This window comes from Solicola agrisoli, assembly GCF_049059935.1.
Lineage (GTDB): Bacteria > Actinomycetota > Actinomycetes > Propionibacteriales > Nocardioidaceae > JAURVT01.
The window spans coordinates 1-16,417 of the sequence record NZ_JBMGQR010000086.1 but is presented as its reverse complement, the minus strand read 5'-3'; the positions used below and the strand labels follow the sequence as shown (position 1 = coordinate 16,417).

The following is a 16,417-nucleotide window of genomic DNA, read 5'->3' as shown; positions in this document are numbered from 1 at the left end:
CCTGCATCCAGCCCATCCCCACCATCGAGGCGTCCTCGGTGGCGGCCACCGTCAGGTCGAGCTGCGCGACGTCGAGCGAGTCGATCTCCGGTGCCGCGTCGGACCCCGGCGCGGCGAACAGCGACACGTGGTGGCCGCGACGGGCGAGGGCCCGTGCGGCGGACCAGACGTGCGCCTCCAGGCCGCCGGCGAACGGCTGGCTCACGGGGAAGCGGGAGGACGCGATCATGGCGATGCGGAGCGGGCGGGTCACGGGACCTCCAAGGGCATGACGAGACGACGGCGTCGGGCGTCCTGGTCTGCGCCCGACCCGTCGCCGAGGCGGGGGTGGACGGCCGCTCCGAGTGGGGGCCGTAGTGCCGAACGTAGGGACAAGCCCCCCCACCTGCACGACGAAGCGCCCCGGTTCGGCCCCCGCCCGTTCTGCACCGGCCCACCCGGGCCACCACGATGGGCAGATGGCCACCAACACGCGACTCCTGCACGCGCCGCCCGACAAGGTCTGGGACGTGCTGGCCGACGGCTGGCTCTACCCGGTCTGGGTGGTCGGCGCCGCCCGCCTGCGGGAGGTGGACGTCACGTGGCCCGCCGTCGGGTCGAGGATCCACCACTCGGTCGGGGCCTGGCCGCTGATGGTCGACGACACCACCGAGGTGATGGCCTCCGAACGACCCACCCACCTCAAGCTCCGCGCCCGCGGCTGGCCCGCCGGCGAGGCCGAGGTCGACATCACCCTGGAGGCCCACGGCGCCGGCACCCAGGTGACCATCCGCGAGGACGCCGTCTCCGGCCCCGGACGGCTGGTGCCCGCACCGTTCCGGGTGCTGCCCATCGCCCTGCGCAACATCGAGACGCTCAAGCGGCTGTCGTTCGTCGCCGAGCGTCGCTGACCCCCTCCCACCCAGCAGCGAAGGAGCACATCCGTGCGCGCACTGACCTGGCAGGGACGCCAGAAGGTCTCGGTCGAGACCGTCCCCGATCCCACCATCGAGAAGCCCACCGACGCCGTCATCAAGGTGACGTCCACCGCGATCTGCGGCTCCGACCTGCACCTGTACGAGGTGCTGGGCCCGTTCCTGACCCCGGGCGACGTGCTCGGCCACGAGACGATGGGCGTCGTCGAGGCGGTCGGCTCCGAGGTCGGCGACCTCGCCGTCGGCGACCGCGTCGTCGTGCCGTTCAACATCTCCTGCGGCACCTGCTGGATGTGCACCCGCGGCCTGTACGCGCAGTGCGAGACCACCCAGGTGACCGAGCAGGGCAAGGGGGCGTCGCTGTTCGGCTACACCGCGCTGTACGGATCGGTGCCCGGCGGCCAGGCGGAGTACCTGCGCGTGCCCCAGGCCCAGTTCGGGCCGATCAAGGTGCCAGAGGGCGTCAGCGACGAGCGCTTCCTCTACCTGTCCGACGTGCTCCCCACGGCCTGGCAGGCGTTCGCGTGGGCCGAGGTGCCCGAGGGCGGCACGGTCGCCGTGCTCGGCCTCGGCCCGATCGGGCAGATGACCGCCCGCATCGCCCTGAATGCCGGACGCCGGGTCATCGGCGTCGACCGCGTGCCCGAGCGCCTGGCGCTCGCCGAGCGGTGGGGCGTCGAGGTGGTCGACATGGACGCGACCGACGACGTCGCCGCCGCGATCCTCGACCTGACGCAGGGTCGCGGCGCGGACGGCGTCGTCGACGCCGTGGGCATGGAGGCGCACGGCTCGCCGCTGGCCAAGGCCGCCATCGGCGCGGTGGGCCACCTGCCCGACGCGATCGCCACCCCGCTCACCGACAAGCTCGCGATCGACCGCCTCCACGCGCTGCGCACCGCCGTCAAGGCCGTCCGCCGTGGCGGCACCGTGTCGGTCAGCGGCGTCTACGGCGGCGAGGTCGACCCGATGCCGTTGATGGAGATGTTCGACCGCGGCATCTCGATGCGCATGGGCCAGTGCCACGTGAAGCGCTGGACCGACGACATCGTCGACGTCCTCAGCCAGGACGCCGACGTGCTCGGCACCGAGTCCCTGGCCACCCACCACTGGCCGCTCGAGCAGGCCGCGGAGGCGTACGAGATGTTCCAGAAGAAGCAGGACGGGTGCGTCAAGGTGGTGCTGCAGCCGTGACGTCGGCGGCGGGCCCCCGGGTCGTCCTCGTGACCGGCGCGTCGAGCGGCATCGGGCGCGCCGCGGCGCACCTGTCGGCTGCGGCGGGCGACCACGTCGTGCTCGTGGCGCGCTCGAGGGAGAAGCTGGACGAGGCGGCCGCCGAGTGCGTCGGCGCCGCGTCCACGCTCGTGGTGCCCACCGACGTCTCCTCCGACGACGAGGTCAGGGCGCTGGTCGACGCCGTGCTGCACAAGCACGGCCGCGTCGACGCCGTCGTGCACAGCGCGGGCGTCGTGGCCTACGGCCGCACCGAGGAGGTGCCGGTCGACGTGTTCGACCAGGTCGTGCGGACGAACCTGCTCGGCAGCGTCAACCTCGCGCGGCACCTGCTGCCGCCGATGCGCGAGCGGGACAGCGGCACGTTCGTCCAGATCGGCTCGGTCATCGGCCACATCGCCGTGCCCACGATGTCGCCCTACGTGGTGAGCAAGTGGGGCGTCCGCGCGCTGACGCGCCAGCTGCAGGTCGAGAACCGCGACCGCAAGGGGGTGCACGTCTGCTACGTCTCGCCCGGAGGCGTCGACACCCCTATCTACCTGCAGGCCGCCAACTACTCGGGCTTCGTCGGACGCCCGCCGCCGCCGGTCTACAAGCCCGAGACGGTGGCGCGCGCGGCACTGCGCCAGATCGACAAGCCCCGCGACCGCACCCAGGTGGGCGTCGCCAACGGCGTCATGCGCCTCGGGTTCACCGTCCTGCCCAAGGTCTTCGACGCGATCGTCGGGCCGATCTTCCCCGTCGGCGCCACCGACCTGACGCACCCGGTGGAGGCCGGCACCGGCAACGTGCTCGCGCCCCGGCCGCAGGACGACCGGCTGCGCGGGCAGCAGGGCAACGCCGTCCTCGGCATCGTGCGCAACCTGCGGCGTCGAGTGGGTCGCCGGTGAGCGTCGGGGCCGCGGACGCGGTCGTCGTCGGCGCGGGGCCCAACGGCCTGGCCGCGGCCAACCACCTCGCCGACGCCGGCTGGTCGGTGCTGCTGCTCGAGGCCCAGGACGAGGTGGGGGGAGCGGTCCGCAGCGACCGCGAGCTGCACCCCGACTTCGTCCAGGACACCTTCAGCGCGTTCTACCCGCTCGGGGCTGCCTCGCCCGCGATGACCGCCCTGGACCTGGAGTCCTACGGCCTGCGCTGGCTGCACGCGCCCGCCGTCCTGGGGCACCCGATGCCGGGTGGCGACTGGGCGATGATCCTGCGCGACCGCGACGCCACCTGCGCGCGGATGGAGGCCCAGCACCCCGGCGACGGCGAGGCCTGGGCCGACCTGTGCCGCACCTGGGACCGCATCGGCGAGGACCTCGTCCACGCCCTGATGACGCCGTTCCCACCCGTCCGCGCGGGCCTGTCGATGCTCGCCAGGCTGCGGCACGTCGGGGGGCTGTCGTTCGTCAGGATGCTGCTCGAGCCCGTCACCCAGCTCGGCGCCAGCCGGTTCGGCGGCCTGGCGCCGCAGCTGCTGCTCGCGGGCAACGCGGGCCACGCCGACATCCCGCTCGACGCCCCCGGCTCGGGCCTGATGGGCGTCCTGATGTCGATGCTCGCCCAGACCTTCGGCTTCCCGGTGCCCGAGGGCGGCGCCGGCGAGCTCACCCGGGCGATGGCCCGGCGGCTCGAGGCCAGGGGCGGGACGATCCGCTGCGGTGCCCGCGTCGAGCGCGTGCTCGTGCGCGACGGTCGCGCGCACGCCGTCCGGCTCGCGGACGGCGAGGTCGTGCAGGCCGGACGCGCCGTCGTGGCCGACGTCGTCGCCCCGCACCTGTACGGCGGCCTGGTGCACGACGACGACCTCCCGCCCCGCACCGTCCAGGCGATGACGCGCTTCCAGCTCGACCCCGGCACCGTCAAGGTCGACTGGGCGCTCGACGGCCCCGTGCCGTGGGCGTCCGCGCCGCCCGTCGCGCCCGGCACCGTGCACGTCGCGGACTCCGTCGACTCCATGGTCGAGTCGCTGACGCAGGTGGGCACGCACACCGTCCCGCGGCGACCGTTCCTGCTCACCGGCCAGATGACGACCAGCGACCCGTCGCGCTCACCCGCGGGCACCGAGTCGTTCTGGGCGTACACGCACGTGCCGCAGGACACCCGTCGCGACGCCGGCGACGGTGTGCGCGGCACCTGGGACCACGACGACTGCCAGCGCATGGGCGACCGCATCCAGGCCGAGATGGAGGCGCTCGCGCCGGGCTTCGGGTCGCTCGTCCGCGAGCGACGGGTGCTCGGGCCGCGCGAGCTGCAGGCCCGCGACGCCAACCTGGTGGGCGGCGCGATCAACGGGGGAACGTCCCAGCTGCACCAGGAGCTGGTGTTCCGCCCCGTCCCCGGCCTGGGACGCGCGGGCACCCCCGTCAAGGGGCTGTTCCTCGGCTCGGCGTCCGCGCACCCAGGTGGCGGCGTGCACGGCTCGGCCGGCACCAACGCCGCCCGCGCGGCGCTCGCGGCCGACCGTCGCCGATCGGTGTGGCCCGGCAGGCGCCCCTAGCCTCGAAGACGTACCTCGACGCGAAGGAGCACACGATGGAGCACATCGAGCGGACCATCCGGGTGAAGAAGACCCCCGAGCAGGTCTGGGACTACCTGTCCGACTTCCGCAGCACCAACGACTGGGACCCGGGCACGGTCGAGACCGTCCTCGAGTCCGGTGACGGCGGACCGGGCACGGTCTACCACAACACCTCGAAGTTCGTCGGCGTCGAGACCGAGATCGTCTACACCGTCGTCGACGTCGACCCCGGCCGCCAGATCACCCTCAAGGGCGACAACAAGTCGGTCACCACGCACGACACGATCACCGTCGAGCCCGACGAGGGTGCCGGCACCACCGGCACCAAGGTCACCTACCGGGCCGAGTTCGAGTTCCACGGCCTGGCCAAGCTCGCCGACCCGATCGCCGGCATCCCGATGAAGAAGCTCGGCGACGAGGCCGAGAAGAACCTCACCGAGGCCCTGAACCGCCTCTGACCCCGAGCACCCCCCCCCGACGAGAGGCACCCCATGAGCGACACCACCGACGGCACCCGCACCGACGGGACGAGGAAGATCGCCGAGCTGGCCAAGGACATCCGCATCGGGATGCTCACCACCGAGGCCCCCGACGGCACGCTCGTCAGCCGCCCGATGGCCCAGCAGGAGGTCGAGTTCGACCGCGACGTCTGGCTGTTCGCCGAGCGCGGCTCGCGCAAGACCGAGCACATCGCCGCCAACCCCCGGGTGGCCGTCACCCTGACGTCCAACGACACCTGGGTCTCGCTGGCCGGCACCGCGGCGATCGTCACCGACGTCGCCAGGAAGAAGGAGCTGTGGAACGGCTGGGTCGAGGCCTGGCTGCCGCAGGGAGCCGAGTCCGACGAGGTCGTGCTCATCAAGGTCACCGCCGAGTCCGGCGAGTACTGGGACACCGCGGGCAGCAAGGTCGCCTCGGCGATCAGCTTCGTCAAGGCCAAGGTCACCGGTGAGCGCTACGACGGCGGCGACAACCAGCGCGTCGAGCTCTGAGACCACCGCCGTAGCCTGGGGCCAGTGACGACAGCGACGGACGGCCGGGGCAGAGCACGTCGACTGCGGACGAGCCTGCCGTGGGCGTTCGTCGTCGCGCTGCTGCTGATCTCGTTCAACCTGCGCTCGCCGTTCGTCGCGGTCGCGCCGTTGGCCGACGAGCTGCGCGCCGACCTCGACGTCGGTGCCGGCGGGATCGGTCTGCTCACCAGCCTGCCGGTGCTGTGCTTCGGCCTGCTGGCGCCGGTCGCCCTGCTGCTGGTGCGACGGGCCGGGGCGGAGGCCGCCGTGGTGGCCTGCCTGGTCTGCGTCACGATCGGCTCGGTCGTGCGCACCGGCGGCTCGTTCGCGCTCGCGGTGGTGGGCACCGTCGTCATCGGTCTGGGCATCACCGTCGGCAACATCGTGATGCCGGTGCTCATCCGGCGTGAGTCGACGGCGGGGACGGCCGGTCCCCTCACCGGCATCTACACCGCCGCGATGAACTTCGGCTCGATGGTCGCGACCATCGTCACCGTGCCGGTGGCCGACGCCGCCGGCTGGCAGGTGGCGCTCGGCATGTGGAGCCTGGTCGGGGTGGTGGCGACCGTCGTGTGGGTCGCGCACGTGGGGCGGCGTCGGCGGATCGCCCGGGCCGCCGTCGTCCCGCCTCCGGAGGTGCCCGCGCACCCCGCGTCGTCGACCCCCGTCTGGCAGCGGCCGATCGCGTGGATGCTCGGTCTGGCGTTCGCCGGCCAGGCCACCTCGTACTACGCGCTCACCGCCTGGCTCCCCACGCTGCTCGGCGACGAGATCGGGCTCGGCGCGAGCGCGGCGGGCGCGGCGTCGTCGGTGTTCCAGGTCTGCGCGATCATCGGCGCCATCGGGGTTCCGCTGCTCGCGCTGCGCCTGCCCACGTGGTCCACGGTCGGGCTGGTGGGGCTGCTGTGGATGTCGTTCCCGATGGTCCTGCTCCTCGCGCCCCAGGCCTACGTGCTGGGCAGCGTGCTCGGCGGCGTGGCCCAGGGCGGCGGGTTCGCGGCGATCTTCACGATCGTCGTCCAGGTCGCGCGCTCGGACCGCGAGAGCGCCCGGCTGTCGGCGTTCGTGCAGGGGGTCGGCTACGTCGTCGCGGCCACCGGACCCACCGTCCTCGGCCTCGTGCACGACGCCACGGACGCGTGGACGGTGCCCGTGCTGATCGTGGTGGGCACCACGGCGATGTTCACCGTGCTCGGGGTGTCGGCCGCGGTCTCGCAGGCGCGGGCCCGCACCGCCTGACCCCTACCCGATCGAGGCCGGCACCAGGAACGTCAGCCAGGCCAGACCCGGCCCTGCGGCGACCACCACGCCCGCGTAGCCGAGCATCTTGCGGTACAGCCGGTCGCGGTCGTCCTCTGGCACGTTCGCCAGCACCAGCGCGCCGTTGGTCGAGAACGGGCTGACGTCCACCACCGTCGCGGCCACCGCGAGCGCCACGGTGAAGGCGATCGGGCTCACCGACCCCTGCTCGAGGAACGGCACGGCCAGCGCGATCGCGACGCCGATGATGCCCAGCGACGACGCCACGGCCGAGGTGATGCCGGCCAGGTAGCAGAGCAGCAGCACGGCGAGCATCGGTGCGCCGATGCGGCCGATCGCGTCGCTGACGTAGTCGACGGCGCCGGCGGTCTCGAGCACGTTGATGTAGGTGAGCACGCCGCAGATCAGGATCATCACGCCCCAGCTGACGCCGTCGAGCGCGCGCTTGGAGTCGGCCGGCGCGAGCACGGCGAACAGGGCCCCGATGCTGATCGCCACCACGCCGGTGTCGAGGTCGGTCGCGATCGACAGCCCGGCGAGCAGGAGCAGCCCGGCGAGCGTCAGCCACTGGTAGACGGTCGGACGTGGCGTCGGGTGCGTCGTCGTCACCGGCGGTGGGCGCGGTGTCGATGCGGCGGCCGACCAGCGAGCGTCCGCCCATGAACAGGTAGACCAGCACCCCGACCACGACGTTGAACGCGAACGGTCCGAGGAACAGGGCGAGCGGCGAGATCGGGAGGTCCTGGCCGCTCAGGTAGCCCTCGATGAAGACGCCGTAGACGCTGATGGGCGAGAACGCCCCGGCGAGGGCGCCGTGGACGACCATCAGGCCCATCATCAGCTGGTTGATCGCGTACCGGCGGGCGAACGGGATCGCGAGCGGCGCGACGATCGCGACGGCGAAGAGCGCGCCGACGGAGATGAGCGCCGCGGTGAGCACGAAGAAGATCCACGGCGCCGCGGCGACCCGTCCACGCACCAGGCGCAGGCCGGCACGGACGATCCAGTCGATCGTGCCGTTGTGCTGGGCGAACCCGAACATGAAGGTCAGGCCGACGAGGATGAGGAAGATGTCGGCCGGGAAGCCGTCCAGCACGTCGACCTGTGACATGTCGGCGGCGGTGAGCCCGACCGCGAAGGCCGCGGTGAGCGCGAGCACGCCCATGTTGACCGAGCGCACGGTCGCGACGACGAAGATCGCTGCCAGGACGACGATGGACAGGATCTCTGCGGACATCCAGATCAGCGTCCCGTGAGGGTCAGGGCGGCGTCGACGATCGACCCGGTGTCGATGCCGTGCAGCCGGTGGGCGTCGTGCAGGTCGGTGGACTGGCCGAACTCGGTCACCCCGAGGCAGCGGATCGGGTCGCAGCGCAGGCCGGCCAGGAACGACAGCGTGTGCGGGTGACCGTCGAGCACGGTGACGAGCGGCGCGGGTGCGTTGGCCGGGAACAGCACGTCGGCGACGTCCGAGCCCGCAGGGGCGCCGAGGCGTCCGCGCTGCTGCATCGAGCGGAACACCAGGTCGGGGCTGGTGAGGCACACGACCCCCGCGACGACGCCCGCCTCGGCGAGCGCGTCGGCGGCCGCCAGCACCTCGGGCATGATCGCGCCGACGCCCACCAGCGTCACCTGCTCGGTGCCGGGCTCGTGCTCGGTGACGCGGTAGCCACCGGCCACCACCTGGCGCCGTCGTCGCTCGGCGAGCAGGTCGTCGTCGGGCACGCGGGCGAGCGTCGGGTCGACCGGACGGGTGGACAGCCGGAAGTAGGCCGAGGTGCCGCCGGGGACGCCGACGTGCGACATCGCCTCCAGCACGCACCACTCCAGGTCCTGCGCGAAGGCCGGCTCCCAGGCGACGCAGCCCGGCTGCTCCAGGCCGATGGACGGCGTGGTGATCGACTGGTGCGCGCCGCCCTCGGGCGCGAGCGTGACGCCCGACGGCGTGCCGACGAGGATCGACTGGCCGCCGGCGTAGATGCCGTAGGACCACGGCTCCAGGGCACGCGACACGAACGGGTCGTACAGCGTGGCGATGGGGATCAGTCGCTCGCCCCAGCGGCTCCAGGTGGCGCCGAGCTCGCCGAGCAGCCCGACCAGGTTGACCTCGGCGATGCCCAGCTCGACGTGCTGGCCGTTGCTGGTCTCGGACCAGCGCAGCACGCGGTCGCGGTCGTCGGCGAACCAGTCGTGGCGGTCGGCGATCGACCAGACCCCCGTCTTGTTGATCCAGCCGCCCAGGTTGGTCGACGACGCGACGTCGGGGCTGCAGGTGACCACGCGCGCGGCGACGTCGGGGGCCTCGCGCGACAGGTCGGCGAGCAGCCGCCCGAGCGCCGCCTGGGTGGAGATCGGGGCGCGGTGCGTCCGGCCGAGCTCGGACGGGACGGCGAGCGCCGCCGGGGACGCGACCGCCGGGCGGGCGAGCACCTGGCCGCGGTGGGCGCACAGCTCGGCCGCCGCGGTGCCGGCGCCGAAGCCCTGCCAGGGGTCGTCCAGGCGGGTGCCGCTCGCCTCGGCGAGCGACTCCATCTGCGTCTCGCTCAGCAGCGCCGAGTGGTTGTTGGGGTGCCCCTCGGTGGGCAGCCCGCGGCCCTTGATCGTGTAGGCGAACACGACGGTCGGCCGGTCGTGGTCGACGTCGGCGAAGGTGTCGACGAGCAGGGCGAGGTCGTGGCCGCCGAGGTCTCGGACCGCGGCGGCGAGCTCGGCGGCGGTCAGCGTGCCGACGACGTCGCGCAGGCCCTCGTCGGGGTCGTCGCCGAGCACGCGCGCGGGCACCTCGGCGGTGTCGACGCGCAGCAGGCGCTGGTACTCCTCGTTGGGCATCTCCTCGAGGCGCTCGCGCAGACGCGCGCCGCCCGGACGCTCGAAGATCTCGGTGATCGTGCGGCCCCAGGTGAGCGTGACGACCTGCCAGCCGGCCGCGGCGAACATGCCCTGCAGCCGCTGGATCTGGATGTCGGGGACGACGCGGTCGAGGGACTGCCGGTTCAGGTCGACCACCCAGAGCAGCTCGCCCATCTTGGCCACCGACGGGTCGGCGACCGCCTCCCAGATGGCCCCCTCGTCCAGCTCGGCGTCGCCGAGCAGGCTGACGAAGCGTCCGGCGCGCGGGGTCGAGCCGACCTGCGAGGTGAGGTAGCGGTGCGACATCGCGGCCCAGAGCGCGGCGGTGGCGCCGATGCCGACCGAGCCGGTGGAGAAGTCGACGGTGTCGGGGTCCTTGAGGCGCGACGGGTACGACTGCAGCCCGCCCTTGGCGCGCAGCGTGGGCAGGTACCGCTCGTCGAGGTCGCCGAGCAGGTAGTTGATCGCGTGCAGCACCGGCGACGCGTGCGGCTTGACCGACACCCGGTCGAGGTTCGTCAGCTCGTGGAACCACAGCGCCACCATCACGTCGACCATCGACGCCGACGACGCCTGGTGCCCGCCGACCTTGACGCCCGTGTCGTTGGGGCGACCACGGTTGGCGGCGTCCACGATCGCCGAAGCCAGCCACAGCACGCGCTGGGAGATCTCGCGCAGCGTGGTGGTGTCGGCGTGGCTCGCACGGGCGGCCGTCTCGGGCGGGCGGATCGGCTGGGACATGGACGGCTCCTGGGGCGGGATCGGGACGGTCGCGGGGGTGCGTGGCTCACATGTTGGGCGTATGCTCATATCGTGGGTACCACACAGGTGGTCGGGGTCACAACCCTGCCGCGTCCGTAGCCCCACCGCACGAGCCAGTCGAAAGGACATCCATGCACGACGCACCGCAGCGGCTGCCGCTCGAGGGCCTGCGCGTCCTCGAGCTCGGCAACTACATCGCCGCACCGACGGCCGGGCGCCTCCTCGCCGACTTCGGCGCCGAGGTGGTCAAGGTCGAGCGCCCGCGCACCGGCGACGAGCTGCGCAACTGGCGGCTCCACGACGGCGACACCTCGCTGCTGTACCGGACGATCAACCGGAACAAGAAGTCGATCGTCGTGGACCTGAAGTCCGAGCAGGGACGCGACCTCGTCCTCGACCTGGTGCGGCACTCCGACGCCCTGATCGAGAACTTCCGCCCCGGCACCATGGACCGCTGGGGACTCGGCGCCGACGCGCTCACGCAGGCCAACCCCGAGCTCGTCGTCGCGCGGGTGTCGGCGTTCGGCCAGACCGGTCCGATGGCGTCACGCCCTGGGTTCGCCGCGGTGGCCGAGGCGTTCGGAGGCATGCGCGCGCTGGTGGGCGAGGCCGACCGCCCGCCGTCGCGGGTCGGCGTGTCCATCGGCGACTCGATCGCCGGCCTCTACGCGGCGTTCGGGGTGGTGATGTCGCTGCTGCAGCGCGACCGGCTGCGCGCCGACGGCGCCGAGCGCATCTCGCCCACGCAGCAGCACGTCGACGTCGCGCTGAACGAGGCGGTGCTCTCGATGATGGAGTCGCTCGTGCCCGACCACTCCGCGTACGGCGTCGTCCGCGAGCGGGTGGGTGGTCGGATGGAGGGGATCGCCCCCACGAACGCCTACCCGTGCAGCGACGGCGCGAGCGTCGTCATCGCCGGCAACGGCGACTCGATCTTCGGCCGGTACATGGAGGCCATCGGACGCGCCGACCTCGCCGCCGACCCCGGGCTGAGGAGCAACGCCCAGCGCTGGCGGCGTCGTGACGAGCTCGACGAGGCCATCGCGGCCTGGACCTCGACGCGTCCCCGCGCCGAGGTGCTCGAGGCACTGGACGCCGCGGGCGTGCCGGCCGGCCCGATCTACGAGGCCGAGGACATCTGCGGCGACGAGCAGTACGCCGCGCGCGACATGGTGCAGGAGATGCAGGTCGAGACCGGGTCGGGCGTCGAGGGTGTGCAGTTCCCCGGCATCGTGCCGCTGCTCGGACCCCGCTCGCTCCCCATCCGCACCGTGGGGCCCGACCTCGGCGAGCACACCCGCGAGGTCCTCGCCGACGTCCTGCAGATGCCCCAGGACTCGATCGACGCCTACCTGAAGGAGCTGGACGCATGAGGACCACCACCGTTGACGACGTGCTGCTGCGCGACGTCACCCTGCGCGACGGCCTGCAGCTCACCGGCAAGCCGCTGCCCACCGAGCGCAAGGTGCAGGTCGTCCGCGAGCTGCTCGCGGCGGGCGTGCCGTCCATCGAGATCGGGTCGATGGCCCGCGGCGACCTCGTGCCGTCGATGGCGAACACGCCCGAGGTGATCGAGGCCCTGACCGCCGAGGAGCTCGAGCGCTGCTGGGTGTGGGTCGCCACCCCGAGGCACGTCGCGGCCGCCACCGAGCGCGGCGCGGTGCACCTGCAGTACTGCCTGTCGGCGTCGACGTCGCACAACGAGGCCAACCTCGGTCGCACCACCGAGCGCAGCCTCGACACGATGCCCGAGGCGGTCGAGATCGCCTCCGCGGCCGGTGCCGACGTGCAGCTGTGCCTGGCCACCACGTTCACCTGCCCGTTCGAGGGCCTGGTGCCGCCGGACCGGATCGTCGAGATCGCCAACGACCCGCGCACCCGCGGCTCGGTCGACATCGTGCTGTGCGACACCCTCGGCCAGGCCACGCCCGACAGCGTCTCGTCGCTGGTGCGACGGGTCGCCGACGAGACGCCCGAGCGCCGCATGGTCTACCACGGCCACGACACGTGGGGGATGGGCGTGGCGACGACCCTCGCCGCGGTGGCCGGTGGGGTCCAGATGGTCGACGGCGCCCTCGGCGGCCTGGGCGGCTGCCCGTTCGCGCCCGGCGCGAGCGGCAACACGTCCAGCGAGGACCTGCTGTTCGCGTTGCAGCCCGAGTGGCTCGACCCCGAGACCTTCCACCGGCTGGTGCGGCTGTCCGACGGCCTGCTGGCCGAGCTGGGGGAGCCCGGCCGGTCGCGCGCGGTGCAGGGCGCGCACTCCGAGGCCGCCGCGTTCCCGTGGGTGATCAGCGCAGGGTGATCGGCCCAGGGTGATTGGCACAGGGTGATCAGCGCAGGGTGATCAGCGCGGCAGGCGTCCGCCGAGGGTGCGGGTGATGCGCTCGGCCTGCTCGACGAGCGGGTCGAGCCAGGCCTCGCACTGCTCGACGGGCATCCGGAGCGTCGGTCCCTGGAGCATCAGGGCGCCCACGAGGTCGCCGGCGGCGTTGAAGGCGGGCGCGGACAGGCCCGACGCGCCGTCGACGCGCTCGCCGACCGTGATCGCGTACCCGTCGGCGCGGGTGCGCTCGACCAGGGCGCGCAGCTCGTCGGTGTCGGTGACGCTGCGGTCGGTCAGCTGGGGCAGGTCGGCCTCGAGCACCTCCTCGAGGAGCCCGGGCTCCCAGGCGAGCAGGACACGTCCGGCCGAGCCCGCGGTGATCGGGACGACCTGGCCCACGTGCACCTCGCGGCGCAGCGGGTGTCGCGTCTGCGCCACCGCGACGCAGACGCGCTGGTGGCCCTCGGCCACGAAGAAGCACGCGGACTCTCCAGTTGCGTCGCGCAGCTCCTTGAGCACGGCGTTGACCACGGCCAGCTCGTCGAGGTCCTTGACGGCCGCGGCGGCCCAGTACGCCATGCGCGTGCCGGTGCGGACGTGGTCGCCGTCGCGGTCGAGCAGGCCGTACGACACCATGTTGGCGACGAGGCGCTGCACCGTCGAGGTGGGCATGCCGGTGGCCTGCTGCAGCTCGCGGAGCGTCAGCGCGGGACGGGCCAGGGAGAACGCGTTGAGGATCTGCGTGATCTTGCCCAGCACGAGCAGGGGTGCCTGCGCCCCCGCACCGTCTGCGTCACCGCGCGCCATGACCAGGAACATACCGGGGCCCGTGGACGTCCCGTCCGTCCGTCGCCCGTCCCAGGAGGAAGCACGATGAGCACCCCCACCACGCCGCTGGTCACCGCCGCGGACGTCGACGCGGCCGCCGAGCGCCTGCGCGGAGTCGTGCTGCCCAGCCCGGTGCAGCGCAGCGGCCGGCTGTCCGAGGCCAGCGGGTGCGAGGTCTGGCTCAAGCGCGAGGACCTGCAGGAGGTGCGCTCGTACAAGTCGCGCGGTGCGTACAACCTGATCGCCCAGCTCGACGACGACGCCCGTGCCCGCGGCGTCGTCTGCGCCAGTGCGGGCAACCACGCGCAGGGCGTCGCGTTCGCCTGCGCCGCGCTCGGGGTGAGCGCCGAGATCTACCTGCCGCGCACCACGCCGCGCCAGAAGCGCGACCGGGTGGCGCAGCTCGGCGGCTCGACCACCACGGTCGTGGTTGGCGGCGACGCCTTCGACGACGCGTCGCGCGCGGCCACCGAGCGGGCGGCGGCCACCGGACGCACGCTGATCCCGCCGTTCGACGACCCCCGCACCGTCGCCGGGCAGGGCACCGCGATCAAGGAGCTCGTGGAGCAGATGCCGTCGGCCCCGGACTACCTGCTCGTGCCGGTGGGCGGCGGCGGGCTGCTGGCCGGCGCTGCGGTGTGGGCGGGGGAGCGGCTGCCCGGCACGCAGGTGGTCGGGGTCGAGCCGGCGGGGGCCGCCAGCATGACGCTCGCCCTCGAGCGCGGCGAGCCCACCGTCCTGCACGAGCTGGACGGCTTCGTCGACGGCGCGGCGGTCCGCCGGGTCGGCGACGTGAACCACCGGCTCGTCGCCGACGCGGGCGTCCGGGTGGTCGCCGTCCCCGAGGGCGCGGTCTGCGTCGAGATGCTCGAGCTGTACCAGAGCGACGGCATCATCGCCGAGCCCGCAGGTGCGCTGGCCAGCGCCGCGCTGCTCGACCTCGACCTCGGCATCCCGGCCGGGTCGACGGTGGCCTGCGTGCTGTCGGGCGGCAACAACGACGTCAGCCGCTACGCCGAGGTGGTCGAGCGCGCCCTGGTGCACGAGGGCCGCAAGCACTACTTCCTGGTGCAGTTCCCGCAGGAGCCCGGTGCGCTGCGACAGTTCCTCGACGTGGTGCTCGGCCCCGAGGACGACATCACGCTGTTCGAGTACACCAAGCGCAGCAACCGCGAGACCGGCCCGGCGCTGGTCGGCATCGAGCTGGGCACGGCCGACGACCTCGAGCCGCTGCTCGCCCGGATGGACCTGATCCCGCACCAGATCGAGCGGGTGCCGGCCGGCAGCCCGATCGCGCGCTACCTGCTCTGAGCCCGGGGCGCCGGCGGCTTCGGCACCCGCGTCAGCAGACCCTACCTTTTGGATGGTAGGTTCCGTGGCGTGACGGTGAGCAAGGAACAGATCCTCGACGGCGCCCTGGCGGTGCTGCGCGACGGCGGCACGATCACGCTGGACTCGGCGGCCGAACGTGTGGGCCTGACCAAGCCCGGCCTGATGCACCACTTCAGGACCAAGCAGGCACTGATGCTGGGCGTGGTCGACCACCTCGTCGACGGCTACGAGCGCGAGCTGCGGCGGCGCCTCGACGTCCCGCTCGACGAGGCGACCACCGCGCAGCGGCTGGCTGCCTACCTGGACTGGTCGCTCACCGGAGGCTTCGACGAGTCCGACCTCGCGATGCTCACCGACCCGCGGCTGCGCACGCCGATGACCAAGCGGTGGTCCGAGCGCCTCGACGCCTGGGTCGGCGTGCCCGACGACCTCCCGCCCGCCGACCGTGCGCGGCTCGTCGCCGTCCGGCTGATCGCCGACGGGTCCTGGTTCGCCGACGCCACGGGTGCGCTGCCCCTCGCCGGGGCCTTGCGCGACGACGTCCGCGAGCTCGCCCGGCAGCTGCTCCACCCCGACCACCCCGGGAAGGACCGACGATGACCAAGTGGCTGCTCCTGCTCGGGGCGATCGCCTGCGAGGTGACGGGCTCGCTGTCGTTGAAGGCGGCCCTCGACCAGCCGTGGTTCTACCTGCTCGTCGCCACGGGGTACGTCGCGTCGTTCGTGTTCCTGGCCGCGGTGCTGAGCACCGGGATGGCCCTCGGCGTGGCCTACGGCATCTGGGGCGCGCTCGGCGTGGCCGCGACGGCGACGCTGTCGTCCCTGGTGTTCGGCGAGGCGCTCACCGGCGTGATGGTCCTCGGCATGGGCCTGGTGATCGCAGGCGTCCTCGTGGTCGAGCTCGGGGCCCAGCGCGCCTCCGAGCAGGAGGTGGCGTCGTGATCCAGTGGGTGTTCCTCGGGGCCGCGATCCTCGCCGAGGTCGGCGCGGCGCTGTCGCTCAAGGCCGCCACGGGCGGCCGACGGTCCTGGTACCTGGGCACGGTTGCCGGCTACCTGACCGCGTTCGTGCTGCTCTCGCTCGCACTGGCCGAGGGCCTGGGCATCGGCGTCGCCTACGGCATCTGGGCCGCCGCCGGCGTGGCGCTGACGGCCGTCGGGTCCCGCGTGCTCTTCGGCGAGCCGCTCACCTGGCTGATGGGCAGCGGCATCGGGCTGATCATGGGCGGCGTGCTGCTGATCGAGCTCGGCGCCTCCCACTGAGCCCGGACGTGCCACGGCCCCCGACCGGGCGAGGGATCGGGGGCCGTGGACGCTGTGGGTGGGCGTGTCAGTTGTTGGAGGTGTTGACCTCGCCGTTGACGCCCTTGGGGTAGAAGCCGCCCTTGGTGGTCTTCTTGG

Annotated in this window: 17 protein-coding genes and 1 pseudogene; 13 read left to right on the top strand and 5 right to left on the bottom strand. The window is 73.1% G+C overall.

Annotation, left to right across the window (positions count from 1 at the left end; translation table 11 throughout):
• Positions 1-253: glycosyltransferase (locus tag ACI6PP_RS20335; RefSeq protein ID WP_476712947.1), on the bottom strand; the 253-nt coding region annotated here is incomplete at its 3' end.
• 205 nt (positions 254-458) lie between these two features.
• On the opposite strand from ACI6PP_RS20335, the gene ACI6PP_RS20330 reads away from it, so the two are divergent.
• From ACI6PP_RS20330 to ACI6PP_RS20300, 7 genes are read left to right on the top strand one after another with little or no spacing between them, the layout of a single operon-like run.
• Entirely contained in the window at positions 459-890 is a 432-nt protein-coding gene (locus tag ACI6PP_RS20330) for an SRPBCC family protein (protein WP_421113507.1), read from the top strand.
• A gap of 33 nt (positions 891-923) precedes the next feature.
• Positions 924-2,105, top strand: a complete 1,182-nt coding sequence (locus tag ACI6PP_RS20325; protein WP_421113505.1) for a zinc-dependent alcohol dehydrogenase — start codon at positions 924-926, stop codon at positions 2,103-2,105.
• On the top strand, positions 2,102-3,034 hold the full coding sequence (locus ACI6PP_RS20320; RefSeq protein WP_421113504.1) for an SDR family NAD(P)-dependent oxidoreductase: 933 nt from the start codon (positions 2,102-2,104) through the stop codon (positions 3,032-3,034). The genes ACI6PP_RS20325 and ACI6PP_RS20320 overlap by 4 nt, the downstream gene beginning before the upstream one ends.
• Positions 3,031-4,626 (top strand): phytoene desaturase family protein, encoded by a 1,596-nt coding sequence (locus tag ACI6PP_RS20315; RefSeq protein ID WP_421113502.1) that lies wholly within the window; start codon positions 3,031-3,033, stop codon positions 4,624-4,626. The genes ACI6PP_RS20320 and ACI6PP_RS20315 overlap by 4 nt, the downstream gene beginning before the upstream one ends.
• Before the next feature lie 35 nt (positions 4,627-4,661).
• Positions 4,662-5,105 (top strand): SRPBCC family protein, encoded by a 444-nt coding sequence (locus tag ACI6PP_RS20310; RefSeq protein WP_421113500.1) that lies wholly within the window; start codon positions 4,662-4,664, stop codon positions 5,103-5,105.
• Positions 5,106-5,138: 33 nt separating this feature from the next.
• Entirely contained in the window at positions 5,139-5,639 is a 501-nt protein-coding gene (locus ACI6PP_RS20305) for a pyridoxamine 5'-phosphate oxidase family protein (RefSeq protein WP_421113498.1), read from the top strand.
• Positions 5,640-5,663: 24 nt separating this feature from the next.
• The gene (locus ACI6PP_RS20300; protein WP_421113496.1) at positions 5,664-6,899 is read left to right on the top strand and encodes an MFS transporter; all 1,236 of its coding nucleotides are present in this window, start codon (positions 5,664-5,666) and stop codon (positions 6,897-6,899) included.
• Between the two features lie 3 nt (positions 6,900-6,902).
• Here the strand turns inward: ACI6PP_RS20300 and ACI6PP_RS20295 are convergent, their stop codons facing one another.
• The 3 genes and pseudogenes from ACI6PP_RS20295 to ACI6PP_RS20285 all read right to left on the bottom strand — a co-directional run bounded on the left by ACI6PP_RS20295 (position 6,903) and on the right by ACI6PP_RS20285 (position 10,511).
• On the bottom strand, positions 6,903-7,529 hold the full coding sequence (locus tag ACI6PP_RS20295) for an SLC13 family permease (RefSeq protein WP_421113494.1): 627 nt from the start codon (positions 7,527-7,529) through the stop codon (positions 6,903-6,905).
• 79 nt (positions 7,530-7,608) lie between these two features.
• Positions 7,609-8,157, bottom strand: a pseudogene (locus ACI6PP_RS20290) (transporter permease); the annotation flags it as partial.
• 5 nt (positions 8,158-8,162) lie between these two features.
• A complete protein-coding gene (locus tag ACI6PP_RS20285; protein ID WP_421113493.1) occupies positions 8,163-10,511 on the bottom strand; it encodes a transketolase-like TK C-terminal-containing protein in 2,349 nt (782 codons plus the stop codon).
• Between the two features lie 152 nt (positions 10,512-10,663).
• Between ACI6PP_RS20285 and ACI6PP_RS20280 the strand changes: the two genes are divergently transcribed.
• The gene (locus ACI6PP_RS20280; RefSeq protein ID WP_421113492.1) at positions 10,664-11,905 is read left to right on the top strand and encodes a CaiB/BaiF CoA transferase family protein; all 1,242 of its coding nucleotides are present in this window, start codon (positions 10,664-10,666) and stop codon (positions 11,903-11,905) included.
• Positions 11,902-12,837, top strand: a complete 936-nt coding sequence (locus tag ACI6PP_RS20275; RefSeq protein ID WP_421113490.1) for a beta/alpha barrel domain-containing protein — start codon at positions 11,902-11,904, stop codon at positions 12,835-12,837. Before ACI6PP_RS20280 ends, ACI6PP_RS20275 begins: the two co-directional genes overlap by 4 nt.
• Positions 12,838-12,879: 42 nt before the next feature.
• Here the strand turns inward: ACI6PP_RS20275 and ACI6PP_RS20270 are convergent, their stop codons facing one another.
• Positions 12,880-13,665 carry an IclR family transcriptional regulator gene (locus ACI6PP_RS20270; protein WP_421113488.1) on the bottom strand — a complete coding sequence of 262 codons (786 nt, stop codon included), beginning with the start codon at positions 13,663-13,665 and terminating at the stop codon, positions 12,880-12,882.
• Positions 13,666-13,731: 66 nt separating this feature from the next.
• Here ACI6PP_RS20270 and ilvA point away from each other — a divergent pair, with 66 nt between their 5' ends.
• From ilvA to ACI6PP_RS20250, 4 genes are all read left to right on the top strand, one after another.
• On the top strand, positions 13,732-14,997 hold the full coding sequence (gene ilvA / locus ACI6PP_RS20265) for a threonine ammonia-lyase IlvA (RefSeq protein WP_421113486.1): 1,266 nt from the start codon (positions 13,732-13,734) through the stop codon (positions 14,995-14,997).
• A 69-nt stretch (positions 14,998-15,066) separates the two neighbouring features.
• Positions 15,067-15,618, top strand: a complete 552-nt coding sequence (locus tag ACI6PP_RS20260) for a TetR/AcrR family transcriptional regulator (protein WP_421113484.1) — start codon at positions 15,067-15,069, stop codon at positions 15,616-15,618.
• The gene (locus tag ACI6PP_RS20255; protein ID WP_421113483.1) at positions 15,615-15,959 is read left to right on the top strand and encodes a DMT family transporter; all 345 of its coding nucleotides are present in this window, start codon (positions 15,615-15,617) and stop codon (positions 15,957-15,959) included. The genes ACI6PP_RS20260 and ACI6PP_RS20255 overlap by 4 nt, the downstream gene beginning before the upstream one ends.
• Positions 15,956-16,279: a DMT family transporter gene (locus tag ACI6PP_RS20250; RefSeq protein ID WP_421113481.1), complete on the top strand. Its 324-nt coding sequence runs from the start codon at positions 15,956-15,958 to the stop codon at positions 16,277-16,279. Before ACI6PP_RS20255 ends, ACI6PP_RS20250 begins: the two co-directional genes overlap by 4 nt.
• Positions 16,280-16,417 lie beyond the last annotated feature (138 nt).